Source organism: Actinomadura sp. K4S16, from assembly GCF_008327685.1.
GTDB lineage: Bacteria > Actinomycetota > Actinomycetes > Streptosporangiales > Streptosporangiaceae > Spirillospora.
The window spans coordinates 90053-106780 of the sequence record NZ_BDDE01000010.1 but is presented as its reverse complement, the minus strand read 5'-3'; the positions used below and the strand labels follow the sequence as shown (position 1 = coordinate 106780).

Annotated in this window: 15 protein-coding genes and 1 pseudogene; 12 read left to right on the top strand and 4 right to left on the bottom strand. The window is 71.8% G+C overall.

Annotated elements, in window-relative coordinates:
- Nucleotides 1-27 precede the first annotated feature (27 nt).
- The gene (locus tag K4S16_RS01250) at nt 28-861 is read right to left on the bottom strand and encodes an alpha/beta fold hydrolase (RefSeq protein ID WP_149256948.1); all 834 of its coding nucleotides are present in this window, start codon (nt 859-861) and stop codon (nt 28-30) included.
- A gap of 306 nt (nt 862-1167) precedes the next feature.
- Between K4S16_RS01250 and K4S16_RS01245 the strand changes: the two genes are divergently transcribed.
- Nucleotides 1168-1479: a hypothetical protein gene (locus K4S16_RS01245; RefSeq protein WP_149256947.1), complete on the top strand. Its 312-nt coding sequence runs from the start codon at nt 1168-1170 to the stop codon at nt 1477-1479.
- A gap of 127 nt (nt 1480-1606) precedes the next feature.
- On the opposite strand, the gene K4S16_RS01240 is transcribed toward K4S16_RS01245, so the two are convergent.
- Nucleotides 1607-3031 carry an MFS transporter gene (locus K4S16_RS01240; RefSeq protein WP_149256946.1) on the bottom strand — a complete coding sequence of 475 codons (1425 nt, stop codon included), beginning with the start codon at nt 3029-3031 and terminating at the stop codon, nt 1607-1609.
- 112 nt (nt 3032-3143) lie between these two features.
- On the opposite strand from K4S16_RS01240, the gene K4S16_RS01235 reads away from it, so the two are divergent.
- Nucleotides 3144-3527, top strand: a complete 384-nt coding sequence (locus K4S16_RS01235) for a helix-turn-helix domain-containing protein (protein WP_149256945.1) — start codon at nt 3144-3146, stop codon at nt 3525-3527.
- Nucleotides 3528-3577: 50 nt separating this feature from the next.
- On the opposite strand, the pseudogene K4S16_RS01230 reads toward K4S16_RS01235, so the two are convergent.
- A pseudogene (locus tag K4S16_RS01230) lies at nt 3578-5113 on the bottom strand (carboxylesterase/lipase family protein).
- A gap of 334 nt (nt 5114-5447) precedes the next feature.
- Here K4S16_RS01230 and K4S16_RS01220 point away from each other — a divergent pair.
- The 10 genes from K4S16_RS01220 to K4S16_RS01185 all read left to right on the top strand — a co-directional run bounded on the left by K4S16_RS01220 (nt 5448) and on the right by K4S16_RS01185 (nt 16067).
- Nucleotides 5448-6080, top strand: a complete 633-nt coding sequence (locus tag K4S16_RS01220) for a TetR/AcrR family transcriptional regulator (RefSeq protein ID WP_149256942.1) — start codon at nt 5448-5450, stop codon at nt 6078-6080.
- Nucleotides 6081-6096: 16 nt separating this feature from the next.
- Nucleotides 6097-7353, top strand: a complete 1257-nt coding sequence (locus K4S16_RS01215) for a CdaR family transcriptional regulator (RefSeq protein ID WP_149256941.1) — start codon at nt 6097-6099, stop codon at nt 7351-7353.
- A gap of 70 nt (nt 7354-7423) precedes the next feature.
- On the top strand, nt 7424-8296 hold the full coding sequence (locus K4S16_RS01210) for a serine/threonine-protein kinase (protein WP_149256940.1): 873 nt from the start codon (nt 7424-7426) through the stop codon (nt 8294-8296).
- A gap of 70 nt (nt 8297-8366) precedes the next feature.
- The gene (locus tag K4S16_RS44220) at nt 8367-8609 is read left to right on the top strand and encodes a hypothetical protein (protein WP_160160833.1); all 243 of its coding nucleotides are present in this window, start codon (nt 8367-8369) and stop codon (nt 8607-8609) included.
- A 362-nt stretch (nt 8610-8971) separates the two neighbouring features.
- The gene (locus K4S16_RS01205; RefSeq protein WP_200841627.1) at nt 8972-10396 is read left to right on the top strand and encodes an amino acid permease; all 1425 of its coding nucleotides are present in this window, start codon (nt 8972-8974) and stop codon (nt 10394-10396) included.
- Nucleotides 10393-11640, top strand: a complete 1248-nt coding sequence (locus tag K4S16_RS44855) for an arginine deiminase (protein ID WP_200841626.1) — start codon at nt 10393-10395, stop codon at nt 11638-11640. The genes K4S16_RS01205 and K4S16_RS44855 overlap by 4 nt, the downstream gene beginning before the upstream one ends.
- Nucleotides 11637-12572 carry an ornithine carbamoyltransferase gene (argF, locus tag K4S16_RS01200; RefSeq protein ID WP_149256939.1) on the top strand — a complete coding sequence of 312 codons (936 nt, stop codon included), beginning with the start codon at nt 11637-11639 and terminating at the stop codon, nt 12570-12572. The genes K4S16_RS44855 and argF overlap by 4 nt, the downstream gene beginning before the upstream one ends.
- A complete protein-coding gene (locus tag K4S16_RS01195) occupies nt 12569-13552 on the top strand; it encodes a carbamate kinase (RefSeq protein WP_149256938.1) in 984 nt (327 codons plus the stop codon). Before argF ends, K4S16_RS01195 begins: the two co-directional genes overlap by 4 nt.
- Nucleotides 13549-14910 (top strand): NAD(P)/FAD-dependent oxidoreductase, encoded by a 1362-nt coding sequence (locus K4S16_RS01190; RefSeq protein ID WP_149256937.1) that lies wholly within the window; start codon nt 13549-13551, stop codon nt 14908-14910. Before K4S16_RS01195 ends, K4S16_RS01190 begins: the two co-directional genes overlap by 4 nt.
- 305 nt (nt 14911-15215) lie before the next feature.
- Entirely contained in the window at nt 15216-16067 is an 852-nt protein-coding gene (locus K4S16_RS01185) for an alpha/beta fold hydrolase (RefSeq protein WP_235036492.1), read from the top strand.
- Nucleotides 16068-16174: 107 nt separating this feature from the next.
- Here the strand turns inward: K4S16_RS01185 and K4S16_RS01180 are convergent, their stop codons facing one another.
- On the bottom strand, nt 16175-16726 hold the full coding sequence (locus tag K4S16_RS01180; protein WP_149256936.1) for a dihydrofolate reductase family protein: 552 nt from the start codon (nt 16724-16726) through the stop codon (nt 16175-16177).
- Between the last annotated feature and the right edge of the window lie 2 nt (nt 16727-16728).

Sequence of the window (16728 nt, the reverse complement as noted above, 5' to 3'; positions counted from 1 at the left end):
CTCCTCGGTGTCGCGGCTCCGCGGCCGTCAGGCCTTGATGAAGTCGAGGAGGGCGGGGTTGACGACCTCCGGGTGGGTCCAGGCGATGTTGTGCGGGCCGTCCTTGACGGTGACGAACGTCAGTCCGGGGATGAGCGCCGGCAGGCGCGCGGCCGTGGCCTCGTAGGGCAGGATGCGGTCGGAGTCGCCGTGGACCACCAGGGCCGGCACGTCGATCGCCGCGAGGTCGGCGCGGAAGTCGGTGAGCCAGGTGTCCACGCACGCGTGCACGGCGTACGGCCCGGCCTGCAGTGCCATGGCGAAGGCGGCCTGCCAGGCGGGCTCGCTGATCCGGGTCCCGCCGAGGATGTCGACGTTGAAGAAGTCGTCGAGGAAGTCCTTGAAGTAGCCGGGGCGGTCGGCGACGATCGCGGCCTTGATGCCCTCGAACACCTCGCGGTCCACGCCCTCGGGGTTGTCGTCGGCCTTGAGCAGGTACGGCGGGACGGTCGCCAGCAGCGCGACCTTGCCGATCCGGTCGGAGCCGTGGCGGCCGAGGTACCGGACGACCTCGCCGGTCCCCATGGAGAACCCGACCAGGACGACGTCGCGCAGGTCTAGGTGTTCGAGCAGCGCGTGCAGGTCGTCGGCGAAGGTGTCGTAGTCGAACCCGACCGTGGTGCGGCTGGACTCGCCGAACCCCCGGCGGTCGTAGGAGACGACCCGGTGCCCGGCCTCGAGCAGGACGCGCTCCTGCTTGTCCCAGGACCGGCCGTCGAGGGGGAACCCGTGGATGAGGACGACGGGCCGGCCGCTGCCGTGGTCCTCGAAGTGGATCTCGATGTCGTGGCCGTTCTCCCGGCCGACGCTCAGCTTGGTCATGACGTGCCCTCCTGGCTGGTGCGGTTGCTGCGACCAGTCTTCGTGCGGCGGGGACGCCCAACATCAGTTGGATGACCTAACCGGGACCGGCCGTTGCTCGCAGCCGTCTTCGCCGATCAGGGCTCGGCGCTGCGCACGACGCGCACCCGGAACTGGGCGCCCCTGCCGTCCTGACGGCACATGCGGTCATTTGACCGATGTTGGAGCGCGTTCGTGCGGCACACGATGACCGAGGCCGCTCGGAAGCGCAATCGTCCGGCGCCGACACTCCGAGGCCACCGCCACGAACAGCGACCAGGAGCAGAAATGACCGAGACGTTGGAAGTGACCACACTGCGGCCGGCCGACGGTCTCACGTCCGCCGACTTCGTCAAGGCGAACGATGACATCAACGAGTACCTGAAGCGCCGGCCCGGGTTCCTTTGGCGCCGCATTGTCGAGACCGCGGACGGCCGCATCATCGACATCGTGGCCTACGACAGCCCCGAGCACGCCCGCTCGGGCGCGGCCGGCATCACTGGTGAGATGTCGGGTTCGCCCGTGCACGACACCATCGACCACTCCAGCGTCGACTGGCAGATCACCACCGTGCTCCAGCACGTGCCAGGCCCGGCGTAAGGCATGCCCGCCCTTTCGGAGCGGGGAGCCTGACCATGAGCGACACCTCCGCAGATCGACGAGCCACACTCCCGGCAGGCGCCGGGAGTGTGACGTCGGGCGGATTCGCCGACCCAGGTCGGAGGTGTCAGCCGGTGCGCGGTGCCGGCTTGAGGGTGAGCGCGACGAGGAGCATCGCCGCCATCCCCGCGGCCGCCGCGAAGGCGGCGTTGCGCACGCCCGCCGCCACCGCGGCCTCAACGGCCTGGTCGGCCGCGTGCGAGGCGTTGGCGATGGCGACCAGGACGGCGAGGCCGACGGCGGAGCCGACCTGCTGGCCGGTGGACGCGATGCCGGATGCGATGCCCTGCTGCTCGCCGGGCACGCCGGAGGTGGCGGCGGCGAACATCGAGGTGAAGGTGACGCCGCCGCCGACCGCGAAGACGGCGAGTCCGGGGATCAGGGTGATGTAGCCGGTGTCGGGCGCGATGGCGAGACCGAGCAGCACCGTGCCGAACGCGACGGTGGCCATGCCGACGATCAGCGTTGTGCGCATTCCCAGGCGGGTGAGGAGCTTTCCGGCCAGGGCGTTGCCGCAGAGCACGATGCCCATCGGCAGCAGGAACGCGGTCCCGGTCTCCAAGGCGCCGTATCCGCGGGCTTCCTGGAAGTAGATGGTCAGGAAGTACAGCATCGAGCCGAACGTCGAGGTGAACAGGAAGGTGATCGTCACTCCGGCCGCCATGCCGCGGTTGCGCAGCAGCCGGAGCGGCATGAGCGGGTCGCGGGTGCGCGTCTCGATGAGCACGAACGATGCCAGCAGGGCCAGCGAGCCGGCGGCGGCGAGCAGCGGACCCGACGTCCAGCCGGCCTCCGGTGCCTGGACGAGTACGAAGACGAGGAGGGTCGCGCCGCCGGTCGCGGTGACCGCCCCCGGCAGGTCGAAACGCCGTCCGCCCCGCCGCGGCGCGTCGGACGGGATGAGGAGGAAGGCCAGCGCGATCGCGGCGGCCGCCAGGGGGACGTTGACGAAGAACACCGACTCCCAACCGAACGCCTCGGTCAGCAGGCCGCCGAGCAGCGAACCGAGAACGAGGCCTCCGGCGCCGGAGCCGGACCACACGGCGAGGGCGCGGTTGCGTTCGCGCCCCTCGGCGAACATCGTGTTGACGAGCGACAGGGTGGCCGGGAACAGCAGTGCTCCGCCGAGCCCCTGGGCGCCGCGGGCGATGACCAAGGTCTCCGCGGTCGTCGCCAGCCCGGCGACGGCCGAGGTCACCGCGTAGACGCCGAGCCCGGCGACGAACATGCGGCGCCGCCCCAGGATGTCGCTGGCCCGCCCGCCGAACAGCAGGCAGCCGCCGAACAGGACCGCATAGGCGCTGACCACCCATTGCAGGCTCTGGGAGGTGAACCCCAACGCGTCGCCGATCTGGGGGAGCGCGACGAACACGATGTTGTAGTCGATCGAAATGATCAGTTGCGCGAAGGCCAGCAAGGCCAGCCCGAGCCCCGGACGGTGTTGCCGCCGCTCTGGCGAACGTCGCTGTTCCGCGGTGGTCTGAGACGACACGCAAGCCTCCTTCGAAGCAGGGGGTTGTACGGGCCGGAGCGGCCCGTACAACTAAGCTAGCGTAAGTGGCTTACAGAAGTATAGTTACTTGCGGGCCGGGTAGCATGACGCCATGGCCGCCAAGAAGCTGGAAGAGGACTACGACCTGCGGCCGGGCTTCTGTGCCGGCTACCACCGCGGAGTCGAGCTGATCGGCCGGCGCTGGAACGGGGTCATCCTTCGTGAGCTCCTTCTGGGCGCCACCCGGTTCAGCGAGATCCGGCAGCGCATCCCCGACCTCACCGACCGCATGCTGGCGACGCGGCTGAAGGAGCTGGAGTCGGCCGGGATCGTGAAGCGGACCGTGCACGACGAGACGCCCGTCCGCGTGGAGTACGGCTTGACGGAGATGGGCCGGGACCTGCAGGACGCCGTGGCGGCGCTCAACCGGTGGGCGAGCCGGTGGATTCCGGTCGAAGGCGACGACGACGGCCACCCGCCGCCCTCGGACCGGTGACCGCTGCGATCAGCGGCTCGCCGCCGCCCGGTTCGCAGAAGGCCGCCGGTTCAGTCGGGGAGTGCTGCCCAGAGGTCGCAGTGGTGGTCGCGGGCGAACGTGCCGAACGGTCCCGTTCCCTGGGAGGTAAGGCGCTGTGTCGGTGACGTCCCGGACGTGAGGGCGGGCCAGACGGGGGTGCCGGAGGTGTTGGGGTCGCCGGTCCTGGCGAACGCCGTCCAGTAGCTCAGCATCTGCCGCGACAGCCGCTGCTGGTCCGGGTTCAGGCCGGGCAGCGGCGGGAGGTTCTGCACGGTCCTGAACAGGTAGAACAGTTCCGAAGCGTGGTAGTCGCCCAGCGGCATCAGCGGGTCGAGGCCCGACAGGGGCGGGCGGGGGTCGGCGAACTCGTACCGGTAGACCCGCTGCCCGGCGTTGGCCGCGGCCCCCTGGGCGGTGAACAGCGCCGGGCACGCGAACAGACCGTCGGTGGTGAAGTCGGACAGGGCGAGGTCCGCGTTGTCCGCGGAGGCGGGCGGGTAGGCGGCGCGCATCGCGTCGGCGGCCCCGGGTGCGCTGAGCCTGATCGCCTCATCGAGGTCCCCGGCCTGCGCACGCCGGAGTTTCTGCAGGTGGTAGCCGAAGGCGGTGAAGAGCCGGCCCTCGTTCCCGTTGCTTCCGATGATCAGCGGCACCTTCTGGTAGCGGCCGGCCCTGATCGCCGGAGCGGCGGGTTCCCTGATGACGCGGCCGTCGATGACCGGTGTCCAGTCCAGGTTCCGCCCGAACATGCCGGCGAAGTCGCCGACGAACCGGTCCGCGGGCTTGCCGCGCAGGCACGCCACCACCGTCCGCCGGTCGTTGCAACCGAGGGAATCGGCGAATCTCCGGCCGGTGCCGTAGGCCTTCTCCCGGGCCACCGGGCCGAGGGGCGTGCCGACGCATCCGCCGCTTTGGGAGATCGCCTTGTCGAACAGCCCTCTCGCCGCAGGGGAGATCAGTTGCATGCAGACGCTGTGGCCGCCCGCCGACTCGCCGAAGACGGTGACGTTGCGGGGGTCGCCGCCGAAGGCGCCGATGTTGGCGCGCACCCACCGCAGCGCCGCCTGCTGGTCGAGGAGCCCGTGGTTCCCGGTGGTCCCGGACTCGCGGGCCAGGCCGGGCAGCGCCATGAAGCCGAGCGGCCCGAGCCGGTAGTTCATCGACACGACGACGGCCCGGCCCGCGGCGACGAGCGGGGCCGGGTCGTAGCCCGCGCCGGAGCCGAGGATGTAGGCGCCGCCGTGGATCTACACCAGCACCGGCAGATGGCGCGATTCGGCGGCGGGCGGTGTATAGACGTTGAGGTAGAGGCAGTCCTCGCTCGTCCTGCCCAGCGGTACCGGTTGCGGGCACAGCGGGGGCTCGCGGGTGGCGTCCCGGACGCCCGGCCACGCTCCGGGCGGCTGCGGCGGCCTGAACCGCCGGGCGCCCGTGGGCGGCGCCGCGTACGGGATGCCGAAGAAGGTCCGGCCGGCGGCATCGGCCTTGCCGCGCACCGTGCCGTCCGCGATGTGGACCAGTTCCCCCTTGCCCCGGTCCAAGGCGGACGCGGCCACCGGGTTCATGGCCGCCAACGTCCCGAGCAGCAGAAGGGACACGATCGCAGGGAGGATTCTCGGGCGCCGGCGGCGGGGGAGTTCCATCACCACACTCCTGATCGACGGGTCCGCCGACCTTAGGCACCGTCCCTGACCGGTGACCACGCCCGAATCCAAGAATCGAAGGCGCCCGCACTGTCACAAGCGTGACAACGCCCCCGTCGCAGCACAGCCCTCGCCTGGTCGGGGCCGTGGCCGGAGCGGGACGGTCACGGCGTCCGCGCACCGGAGGAGGGCATGGTGCGCCGGTCCGGGTCGTTGACACTTGCTCGTTTATTGACAGTCGTCCATTATTGGGCGCATGCAGGCAGACTCATCGGCGGCCGTGCCCGTCCTGGACCGCCGGGTCCGCCGTTCGCGCTCCGCGCTCATCCGGGCGGCGATCGCCCTGGTGTCCGAGAGGGGGACGGCGGCGGTGCCGCTGTCCGACATCGCCGAGGCGGCGGACGTGAGCCGGCAGGTGGTGTACCAGCAGTTCGGCAACCGCGACAGCCTCCTGCTGGAAGCCGCGCTCGACCTCGCCCGGCGGGAGCTGCTGCCCGGTCTCGGCGAGCTTGCCGACATCTCGGACGTACGGGTCCCGGTGCTGGCGGTGGCCGGGCATTTCGCCGACCATCGGCCGTTCTACCGTGCGGTCCTGACCGGGTCCTCCGGGTTCGGCCTCAACAAGGCGCTGACCGGGTTCTTCATCCCGTACAACCGGCACATCGTGCAATTGCTGGGCGGCGGGCGCCTCGGCCCCCAGGAGGCGGAGGACCTCGCCGCCTTCCTCACCGGCGGCTGGGCCGCCCTGATCAACGACTGGATCGCGGACGGCGACGATCCCCTCGACCCCGCGCGGTTCACCGACCGGCTCGTACGGATGGTGGCCGCCGCCATCGATGTGATCGCAGGACCCTGTGCCGCCCGCGAGGACGAGCGGCCGGGCGGGTGAACGCGAGCAGGCACAGATGAGCCGGTTCTTCAGCGCGGCTTCGACACCGGCACCGTCCTCCTCGGCTATGGAGTGCGCCCTCGGCGGCCGGGAGTTCGCTCAGTACCTCCGGGTGCACCTGCCCGACCTGCCGGAAAGAGTCACGGAGGACGTCTGGCGAGCGTTGCCCGTGATCGCCCGGGCCTTCGGGCACGCCTCCGGGCATGAGGCCATGCCCGTCATCGACCAGGAACTACGCACGTTCGTCAGGGGCCTCTCGGACCTGACGGGGCCGCCTGAAGAGCAGGCGAGGACGCATCGTGCGCTGGGACGCAGCGCCTACTTGCACGGCATCGGCCCGGACCTGCTGCAAAGTGCCTACCATGCGGGCGCGCGCTTCGCCTGGCGCCGCCTGGCCGACGTCGCCCGGACGGTCGGCGCGACCGCCGACCAGCTGTACGGCCTGACCGAATCGGTTCTCGCCACCGCCGAAGAACTGTCCGCCCATGCACTCGCCGCCTACACCGACCTGTCGCACCCCGACGCCGACATCATGCGCGGCGAACGTCGGCGCCTCCTGCGGGTCATCCTGGCCGGGAACGGCGCCGTCGCCCCCGAGGTCCTCGTCCAGGCGGCACGCACCGCGCAGTGGACCATCCCAGCATCGGTCGCCTGCGTCGTCCTCGACCGACCCTGGGAAGCCGAGCGGCAGCTCTCCCCGCCGCTCGATCCCGACGTGCTCAGCGACCTGCACCGCCCCGAACCACTGCTGATCCTGCCCGGACCGGACCGGCCGGGCCGCATCGAAAGGCTCCGCCGCGGACTGCGCGGCATGCGGTTCGCCGTCGGCACCCAGGTTCCCGTGCAGGAGGCGGCGCAGTCGCTCCGTACCGCCGAACGCGCCCTCGCGCTCCTTCGCAACGGGACCTTCTCCGACCTCGACCACGTCCGCTGCGACGACCATCTGCCCGCGTTGCTCCTGCTCAGCGACGAGCACCTGGCGCGGCAACTGGTGGGACGCCGCTTGGCCGCGATGGACGAACTCGAACGCGACCCGCGCGAACGGCTCACCGAGACCCTCCTCGCGTGGCTGACCACGGGATCGCACGCACAGGCCGCCGTCCGCCTCCGCCTGCATCCCCAGACCGTCCGCTACCGGATGCGTCGGTTGGAGGAACTGTTCGGGCGGCGACTCCACGACCCCGCATGGCGGTTCGAGATGGAACTCGCCATTCGCGCCGATCGGTTGCTCTCGCGCTTCGGCGAAGGCCCGCCCGGTGGCACGGCGCTCTGACCTCACCCCTGCGTGAGCATTCCGTCGCATTAGGAAGACATCCATGTCTGTTTGACGGCATGATGTCACCGTGACCGATGAGGAGATCGCGGAGCGTGCTCGGGCCGGGCGGCTGCTGGGAGGCCGGTACCGGCTGGCCGAATCGCTCGGTTCGGGCGGGTTCGGGCAGGTCTGGAAGGCGAACGACGAGACGCTGGGCGTGCCCGTCGCCGTCAAGGGGATGCGGCTCCCTCCGGGGACGGACGCGGAGCAGGGAGAGCGCCTGGCGCGTGCGGAGCGGGAGGCGCGCAACGCTGCCCGGCTGCGCGACCACCCCAACATCGTGACCGTGCACGACGTCGTCGTGGACGGCGGCGTGCCCTGGATCGTGATGCGGCTGGTGACCGGCCGGTCCCTGGAGCAGCGCCTCCGCGAGGAGGGGCCGCTGCAGGTCGAGGAGGCCGCCAGGGTGGCGACGTCCCTGCTCAACGCGCTCGGCGCGGCCCACGCCGCCGGGATCCTGCACCGGGACGTCAAGCCGGCCAACGTGATGCTGGCCGACAACGGCGGCGTCCTGCTCACCGACTTCGGCATCGCGGTCCACCAGGCCGACACCGCGCTCACCGCGACCGGCCTCATCATCGGGTCGTCCGAGTACCTCGCCCCGGAACGCGCCGACGGCGCAACTCGGCGCGGCCGCGTCCCGCGCTCTCAACCGCCGCCAGGCCGTACTCGTCGCCGCGTGCGGTGCCGCGGCCGTGGCGGGGACGGCGGCCGCGGTCCTGGTGGCGGTGTCCGGAGTCGGTTCGCCCGCCGACGACCGCCCGGCGTCGGCCGCTGTGACGACCTCGCCCGAACCGGTCCCGACCGACGCCAACGGCATCCCCGACCCCTGCGCGACGCCAGACGGCGAGACCAAGCGCACGTTCAAACTGTGGGCGGGCGAGCCGCAGGGGACCGGTGAACCGGGGACGGGCAAGCCCTGGCTGCGGATGTGCCGGTGGTCTCCGCCCGGCTGGGGCTCCGGGCACCTCATGCTCACGTACGCCTCCCTTGAGATCACGATGCAGAGCGGAGCGACCCGCTCTCCCGCGTCGGGGCCGGGCCTGCCGCCGTCCGCCCAGATGGCGCGCAGCTCCACGAACTGCCTGATCCAGTGGCCCGCCTCCTTCGCCAACGTCGGAGTGAACGCCTACAAGCCGGACGCCTCCGGCTCGGACATCTGCGAGCAGGTCACGAGTTTCGCCGGACGACTGGCTCCCAGGATCCCCAAGTAGGCGGCGAGGACGGCGGGCGCCGCCGCCGTCCGAGGGTGAGCCCGGCCGCCCGGGCGGCTCGGCCCTTTCGCATGCCCGCGAAAAACCGCCGGCAGAACAATTCCTTCAAGTAGGCGGACGAGGTCGCTAACTGTCGTCCGCCGATCTCATGCATTCGTGTCATGCCCCAGTTCGGCTGCCAGGAGATGGTGAAGGGGTGCTATCGACCCCATCACTTTGAAGGCGCGAATGAGCATGCATCGTGAAGGACAAGACCAGACGGGCTTCCCCGAGCGGGCCGCCGTCGCATTCATCGAAATGCGTGCGCGCGGGCCGTTGAGCGATCGGAGCCGCGGCGCCCTGCCGCGCCGGAGGAGGCAGTCATGAGTGTTCAGCCGGCCCGCCGGAGGCTGGGACCGTGGATGGCCACGGCCCTGGTGGTGGGCAACATGATCGGGTCCGGTGTGTTCCTGCTGCCCAGCTCGCTGGCCGAGTTCGGGCCGATCAGCCTGGTCGCGTGGGGGTTCACGGCGGCGGGGGCGATCCTGCTGGCGCTGGTGTTCGCGCGCCTGGCCCGGGCCTACCCGCGCACGGGTGGTCCTTACGCTTACGCGCGCCGCGCGTTCGGCGACTTCGTCGGGTTCCAGACCGCGTGGGGCTACTGGATCGCGGTGTGGGCGGGGAACGCGGCGATCGCGGTGGCGTTCGTCGGCTACATGGCCCACTTCTGGCCTTCGCTGGCCGATGACAAGGTCCTGGCGGCGGCGACCGGCCTCGCGGCGGTCTGGGGGCTGACGGCCGTCAACGCCTACGGGGTCCGCCATGGCGGGGCCGTGCAGCTCGTCACCACCGTCATCAAACTCGTCCCGCTGCTGCTGATCGCCGTCGGCGGGTTGTTCTTCATCAAGTCGGGGAACTTCGGGGAGTTCAACGCCAGCGGGCAGGGCGCGTTCGGTGCGGTGACGGCCGCGGCGGCGCTCACCCTGTGGTCGTTCATCGGCCTGGAGTCGGCGACGGTGCCGGCCGAGGACGTGCAGGACCCGCAGAAGACCATCCCGCGCGCGACCGTCGCCGGGACCGCCCTCACCGCCCTGGTCTACATCCTCGGCACCGTCGCCGTCCTCGGCCTCGTCCCCGCCGCCGCGCTGGCGAACTCCACCGCGCCTTTCGCCGACGCCGCCGACGCCGCGTTCGGGGGATGGGCCGCCGACCTGGTGGCCGGGGGCGCCGCGATCAGCGCGTTCGGCGCCCTGAACGGATGGATCCTGCTGCAGGGCCAGATCCCGTTCGCGGCGGCGCGTGACGGGCTGTTCCCCCGGGTGTTCGCGCGCACCGGGCGCGGCGGCGTCCCGATCGTCGGCCTGGTGGTCTCCAGCGTCCTGGTGACCGGGCTGATGCTGATGAACTACAACGCGAGCCTGGTCGACCAGTTCACCTTCATCATCCTGCTGGCCACCCTGACCACCGTGATCCCGTACGCCTACGCGGCGGTCGCCGAGCTGGTGCTGCTGGCCACCGACCGCGTGGCGTTCTCCGGCGGGCGGTTGGCGCGGGACGCGGTCATCGCGCTGCTGGCGTTCGGCTACTCGGTCTGGGCGGTCGCCGGGTCCGGATACGAGGTCGTCTACAAGGGCACGCTGCTGATCCTCGCCGGGATGCCCGTCTACGCCTGGCTGAAGTACCGCGACCACCGCTCCCACGACCAGGTCGTGGAGGCCGAGGTCGAAGAGGCGGTGGAGGAGGCGGAGGAGTACGGCCCGCCGCCCGGCCTCCCCGACAAGCCCGAACCGCCCGTCCAGGTCGCATGAAGGGACCGACTCCTGTGTTCACCGTCACCTCTGAGGTGGGGCGGCTGCGGCAGGTGCTGCTGCACCGCCCCGACCTGGAACTGCTGCGCCTCACCCCGGCCAACAAGGACGACCTGCTCTTCGACGAGGTGCTGTGGGCCAAGCGCGCCCGGCAGGAGCACGACGTGTTCGCCGACACGCTGCGCGAGCGCGGCGTCCAGGTCCACTACCTCGCCGACCTGCTCGCCGAGACCCTCAAGCTGGACCAGGCCCGGGCCCAGGTCCTCGACCACACCGCGTCCGAGACCGCCCTCGGCCCGACCCTCGCCGGGCCCGTCCGCGCCGCGCTGGAGGACCTCGACCCCGCCGCCCTCGCCCGCCACCTCATCGGCGGACTCACCAAGGCCGAGATGGGCCTGGCCGCGCACAGCCTGCTGCTGGCGTCCCTGGACGACGGCGACTTCGTGCTGCCGCCCCTGCCCAACCACCTGTTCACCCGCGACCCCTCCGCCTGGATCCACGGCGGCGTCACCCTGCACCCCATGGCCAAACCGGCGCGGCGCCGCGAAACCCTCCACCTCAGCACCGTTTACCGGCACCATCCCTTGTTCACCGACCGGGAGCCCCCGGTCTGGTACCCCGGCGCGGACTTCGCGCTGCCCTCGATCGAGGGCGGCGACATCCACGTCCTCAGCCGGGACCTGGTCCTGGTCGGGATGAGCGAGCGGACGACGCCGCAGGCCATCGAGCTGCTCGCCCAGCGGCTGTTCACCGCGGGCGCGGCCCGCAGCGTCATCGCCGCGCAACTCCCCAAACGGCGGGCGTTCATGCACCTGGACACCGTGATGACCATGGTCGACCGGGACGCCTTCACCGTGTACCGCGGGCTGCCGCCGCTGCGGTCCTACACCCTCACCCCCGGCCACCACGGCGACGAGGTCCTGGTCCAGGAGAACGAGGCGCTGTTCCCCGCGATCGCCCGAGCCCTCGACCTGCCGCGCGTCCGCGTCCTGACCGCCGAGCAGGACGTCCGCGCCGCCGAACGCGAGCAGTGGGACGACGGCGACAACGTCCTGGCCGTCGAGCCCGGCGTCGTCGTCGCCTACGAGCGCAACGTCACCACCAACACCATGCTCCGCCACCACGGCATCGAGGTCGTCACCATCCCCGGCGGCGAACTCGGCCGCGGCCGCGGCGGCCCCCGCTGCATGAGCTGCCCCCTCCAGCGCGACGAAGCGATCCCCACCGGCGAGGTGACACCGTGAAAGACCTGCTGCGCGCCGCCGACCTGACCGGCGACGACCTGACCCTCCTGCTGCGGCTGGCGGCCGGTTTCCAGACGGCGCCCGAGTCGGCGCCCGACCTGCTCGCCCACCGCATCGTGCCGATGTACTTCGCCAAGCCCTCCACCCGGACCCGGCTCTCGACCGCCGCCGCGGTGACCCGCCTCGGCGGCACCCCCGTCAGCGTCGGCCCCGACGAACTCCAGCTCCGGCGCGGCGAGACCATCCCCGACACCGCCCGCGTCATGGGCTCCTACGCCGCCGCCATCGTGATCCGCACCTTCTCCGACACCGACGTCGCCGACCTGGCCGCGGCGGCGCCCGTCCCCGTGGTCAACGCCCTGACCGACGGCCACCACCCCCTTCAGGCCGTCGCAGACCTGCTCACCGTCCAGGAGCACTTCGGACACCTGCGCGGCCACCGCATCGCCTACGTCGGCGACGGCGGCAACGTCGCCCGCAGCCTCATGGAGGCCGCGGCCATCGCCGGCATGGACGTCACCCTCGCGACGCCCCCGGGCTACGCGCCGCCGGACGAGGCCGTCGCGTTCGCCGCCGCCCAGGCCGACCGAAGCGGCGGAGCCGTCACGCTCACCAACGAGCCCATCGAAGCGGTCAAGAACGCGAGCGTCGTCTACACCGACGTCTGGGTGTCCATGGGGGATCCCGACGACCAGCGGGAAGGCCGCGTCAGGGCGCTCGCGCCGTACCGGGTGGACGAGCGGCTCATGGGCCACGCCCGCGACGACGCCGTCTTCATGCACTGCCTGCCCGCCCATCGCGGCCAGGAGGTCACGGCCGAGGTCATCGACGGCGAACGGTCGCTGGTCTTCCGGCAGGCCGCCAACCGGCTCCCCGCCACGCAGGCGGTGCTGAGCGCGCTGCTCACCGAGCGGCTGGAGGGACGGCGGTGAGGATCGTCGCCGCGCTCGGCGGCAACGCGCTGCTGCGCCGCGGCGATCCGCCGGAAGCGGCCGTGCAGGTCGCGCACGTCCGCGAGGCCGTCGAGGGGCTGGCCGCGCTGGCGGCCGGCAACGAGCTGATCATCACCCACGGCAACGGCCCGCAGGTCGGGCTGCTGGCCGTGGAGAGCGCCGCCGACCCCGCGCTGTCGGCCCCCTATCCGCTCGACGTGCTCGGCGCCGAGACGCAGGGCATGATCGGCTACTGGCTGGTCCGCGAGCTGCGCCGCGCCCTGCCCGGCCGTGAGATCGCCGCCCTCCTCACCGAGACCGCGGTCGACCCCCGCGACCCCGCGTTCGGCGCCCCGACCAAGTTCATCGGCCGCTCCTACGGCGACTCGGAGGCCGAGCGGATGCGCGCCGAGCACGGGTGGGCCATGCGCAAGGACGGCGCCGCCTGGCGCCGCGTCGTCCCCTCCCCCGAGCCGCGCGACATCGTCGAACTGCCGACCATCGCCCGGCTCACCGACGCGGGCTGCCTGGTCGTCGCCGTCGGCGGAGGCGGCGTCCCCACCGGGGGAGACCACCGCGGCATCGAGGCCGTGGTGGACAAGGACCTGGCCGCGGCGCTGCTCGCGACGAGGCTGGGGGCCGACGCGCTGCTGCTCCTCACCGACGTTCCCGCGATCATGCGTGACCACGGCACCCCGCACGCCCGGCCCATCGGCCACATCACGCCCGGCCTGCTGCGGAGCCTGCCGCTGCCGGCCGGCTCGATGGGCCCGAAGGCGGAGGCGGCCAGCCGCTTCGCCGAGCACCGCCCCGGCGCCGTCGCCGTGGTCGGCGCGCTCGCCGACGCGCCCGCGCTCCTGTCCGGAGCCGCAGGCACACGAATCGAGAACCGTCACACGAGTCCGAGGACCACGGCGTCCCCGGGACCGGGCGTTGACGGCCGGCGGCAAAGCCGGACAAGGGAGGGGAGAACAGCATGAGCGAGAAGGCCGATGTGGTGGTGGTGGGGCTGGGCCCGGGCGGCGAGTACGCCGCGGGCGCGCTGGCCGAAGCCGGCCTGGACGTGCTGGGGATGGAGGCGGAACTCGTCGGAGGCGAATGCCCGTACTGGGGATGCGTCCCCAGCAAGACGATGATCCGCGCCGGGAACGTCCTCGCGGAGGCCGGCCGCGTCGCCCGCCTCGCCGGCGAGGCCAAGGTGGTCCCCGACTGGGGCAAGGTCGCCGGCCGCGTCCGGTCGGAGGCCACCGGTGGCTGGAACGACCAGCCGGCCGCCGACCGCCTGGCGGACAAGGGCGTGCGACTGGTCCGGGAAAGGGGCCGGCTCGCGGGCGCGCGCCGGGTGACCACGGGGGACCGCACCTTCGAGGCCGCGCGCGGCGTCGTCCTCGCCACCGGCTCCCATCCCCGCATCCCCCCGATCCCGGGCTTGGAGACGACGCCGTACTGGACGAACCGGGACGCCATCGCGGCCGAGGAGGTGCCCGCCTCGATGCTCGTGCTCGGCGGCGGCGCGATCGGCGTCGAGCTCGCCCAGGTGTTCGCGCGCTTCGGCTGCACGGTCACCGTCCTGGAAGGCCAGGAGCGGCTGCTCGCGCAGGAGGAGCCGGAATCGGGAGACCTGGCGGCGAAGGCGCTGCGGGCCGACGGTGTCATCGTTCGCACCCGCACCCGGGCCGTTCAGATCGAGTACGACGGCACGACCTTCGAGGCCCTCCTCGAAGGCGGTCTGGAGCCGATCCGAGCCGAACGCCTCCTGGTCGCGACGGGCCGGGTCACGGACCTGGCCGCGCTGGCGGTCGACACCGTGGGGATCGATCCCGCCGCGCGGGCGGTGCGCACCGACGGGCAGCTGCGGGCCGGGGAGGGGCTGTGGGCGGTCGGCGACATCACCGGACACGGCGCCTTCACCCACGTCTCGATGTACCAGGCGCAGATCGCCGTCCGCGACATCCTGGGAACCCCCGGACCCGACGCGGACTACCGGGCGCTGCCCCGCGTCACCTTCACCGACCCCGAGATCGGGGCCGTGGGACTGACGGAGCGGCAGGCGCGCGACCGGGGCCTGCGGGTGCGCACCGGCTCGGTGCCGATCGCCTCGTCCGCGCGCGGCATGATCCACGGACCCGGCAACGGGGGGTTCGTCAAGCTCGTCGAGGACGCCGACCGCGGTGTCCTGGTCGGCGCCACCTCCGCCGGCCCCACGGGCGGCGAGGTGCTGTACGGGCTGAACGTCGCCGTCCACAACGAGGTCCCCACCGACCGCCTCAAGCACATGATCTACACCTATCCGACCTTCCACCGGGCCGTGGAGGAGGCGCTGGACGCCCTCCACTGATCCCCGCGCCGTGGCGGCGACCCGTGACCGCACCGGGCCGCCGCCACGGGACCACGATCGATCCCTCAAGGAGCCCCTCGGCCCTCACCGCGGCCGTGTGCGGGCTCCTTTTTGCGCGTTTCTTGCCGTCAAATGGATTCACGCGAGAAGTGTCACAGAACAGAGGGGTGTCCGGTCATATGTATGGATCGCCCACCAGGTGCTCGCCTCCGGCGCGGGATTCCGTCATGGCGCGGAGAGAAATCTTCTTCTTCGCCCGCGCCATTTCGGTCCTGGAGGCCGTCCGAAGCAGAATGGAGAGAACCATGACCAGTCCGCCCACCCACTCGGCTTTCAGTATCAGAAGGCGCCCCTACACCACGATGATCGTTCTTGCCGCGGTCGCGCTCGTTCTGGCGAGCCTCAGCCCGGCGTCGAGCGCCTTCTCCCAGGAACGCCGCTCGGCGAAGCCGACGATCGTGCTCGTGCACGGAGCCTGGGCCGACGCCTCGAACTGGAGCAAGGTCATCCCCAGGCTCCAGGGCGACGGGTACACGGTCGTCGCGCCGGCCAACCCGCTGCGATCGCTGTCCGGCGACGCCGCGTACCTGAGGACCTTCCTGGAGTCGCTGCGGGGCCCGATCGTCCTGGTCGGGCACTCCTACGGAGGTGCGGTGATCACCAACGCGGCCACGGGGAACCCGAACGTCAAGGCGCTGGTCTACGTCAACGCCTTCGCGCCGGACGAGGGCGAGAGCGGGACGGCGCTCGCGGGGCCGGACTCCGCACTCTCGGTCGACCCCACCACGGTGTTCGACTTCGTGCCCGCCACTCTTCCGCCCACCGCGACGACCGACCTCTACCTCAAGAAGTCGACCGTCTTCACCTCGTTCGCGACCGGCCTGAGCGCGCAGGACAAGGCGCTCGTGGCGGCCACCCAGCGGCCGGCCACGCTCGGCGCGCTGAACGAGCCGTCCGGGGCCCCCGCCTGGAAGCAGATCCCGTCCTGGTACCTCATCGGCACCCAGGACCTGATCATCCCGCCCGGTGCCGAACGGGCCATGGCCCAGCGGGCCGGCTCCACCGTGACCGAGTACGACGCCGGGCATCTCGGTCTGCTCTCGGCCCCCAGGACCGTCACGCAGGGGATCGAGCGGGCCGCGAGGGCGGTCCAGTAGAAGCCGCCTCGGCCGACCATGAGCAACGGCCGTCCGGTTCCGGGTCCCGTCGGACCCGGGACCGGACGGCCGTTGCCGGTCTGCGACGTCGAGCCGTCTCGCGGGGCTCAGGCCTCGGGGGCGTCGGCGTTGGTGTAGACGAGGTGCACCACGCCGGTGTTCTCGAAGGTGGTCGAGGAGACCAGCTTCAGCGGGACGGTCTCGCCGTCGGTGAAGAGCTTGGCGCCGTGTCCGACGACGATCGGGTGCACGAGCAGGTGCAGTTCGTCGACCAGGCCCTGCCCGAGCATCCAGCGCACCAGCGCGGCGCTGCCCGTCGTGCCGAGGTGGGTGTCGGCCTTGAGCGTGGTCAGCTCAGCGGCGACGTCACCGTTGATCAGCGTGGAGTTCTCCCAGGCCGCCTCGGTCAGCGTCGTGGACACGACGTACTTGCGCGCGCTGTTCATGGCCTTGGTCATCGGGTCCGCCGGGTCGGCGGTGGGCCAGTAGGAGGCGAACCCCTCGTAGGTGTGCCGGCCGAGGAGGGTCGCCTCGGCTCCGCTCATCAACTCGCCGACGACGGCGCCCATCTGGTCGTCGAAGTAAGGCAGGTGCCAGGTCTCCGGCGATTCGATGACACCGTCGAGGGAGATGAAGAGGCTGGACTTGATGGATCCCATCG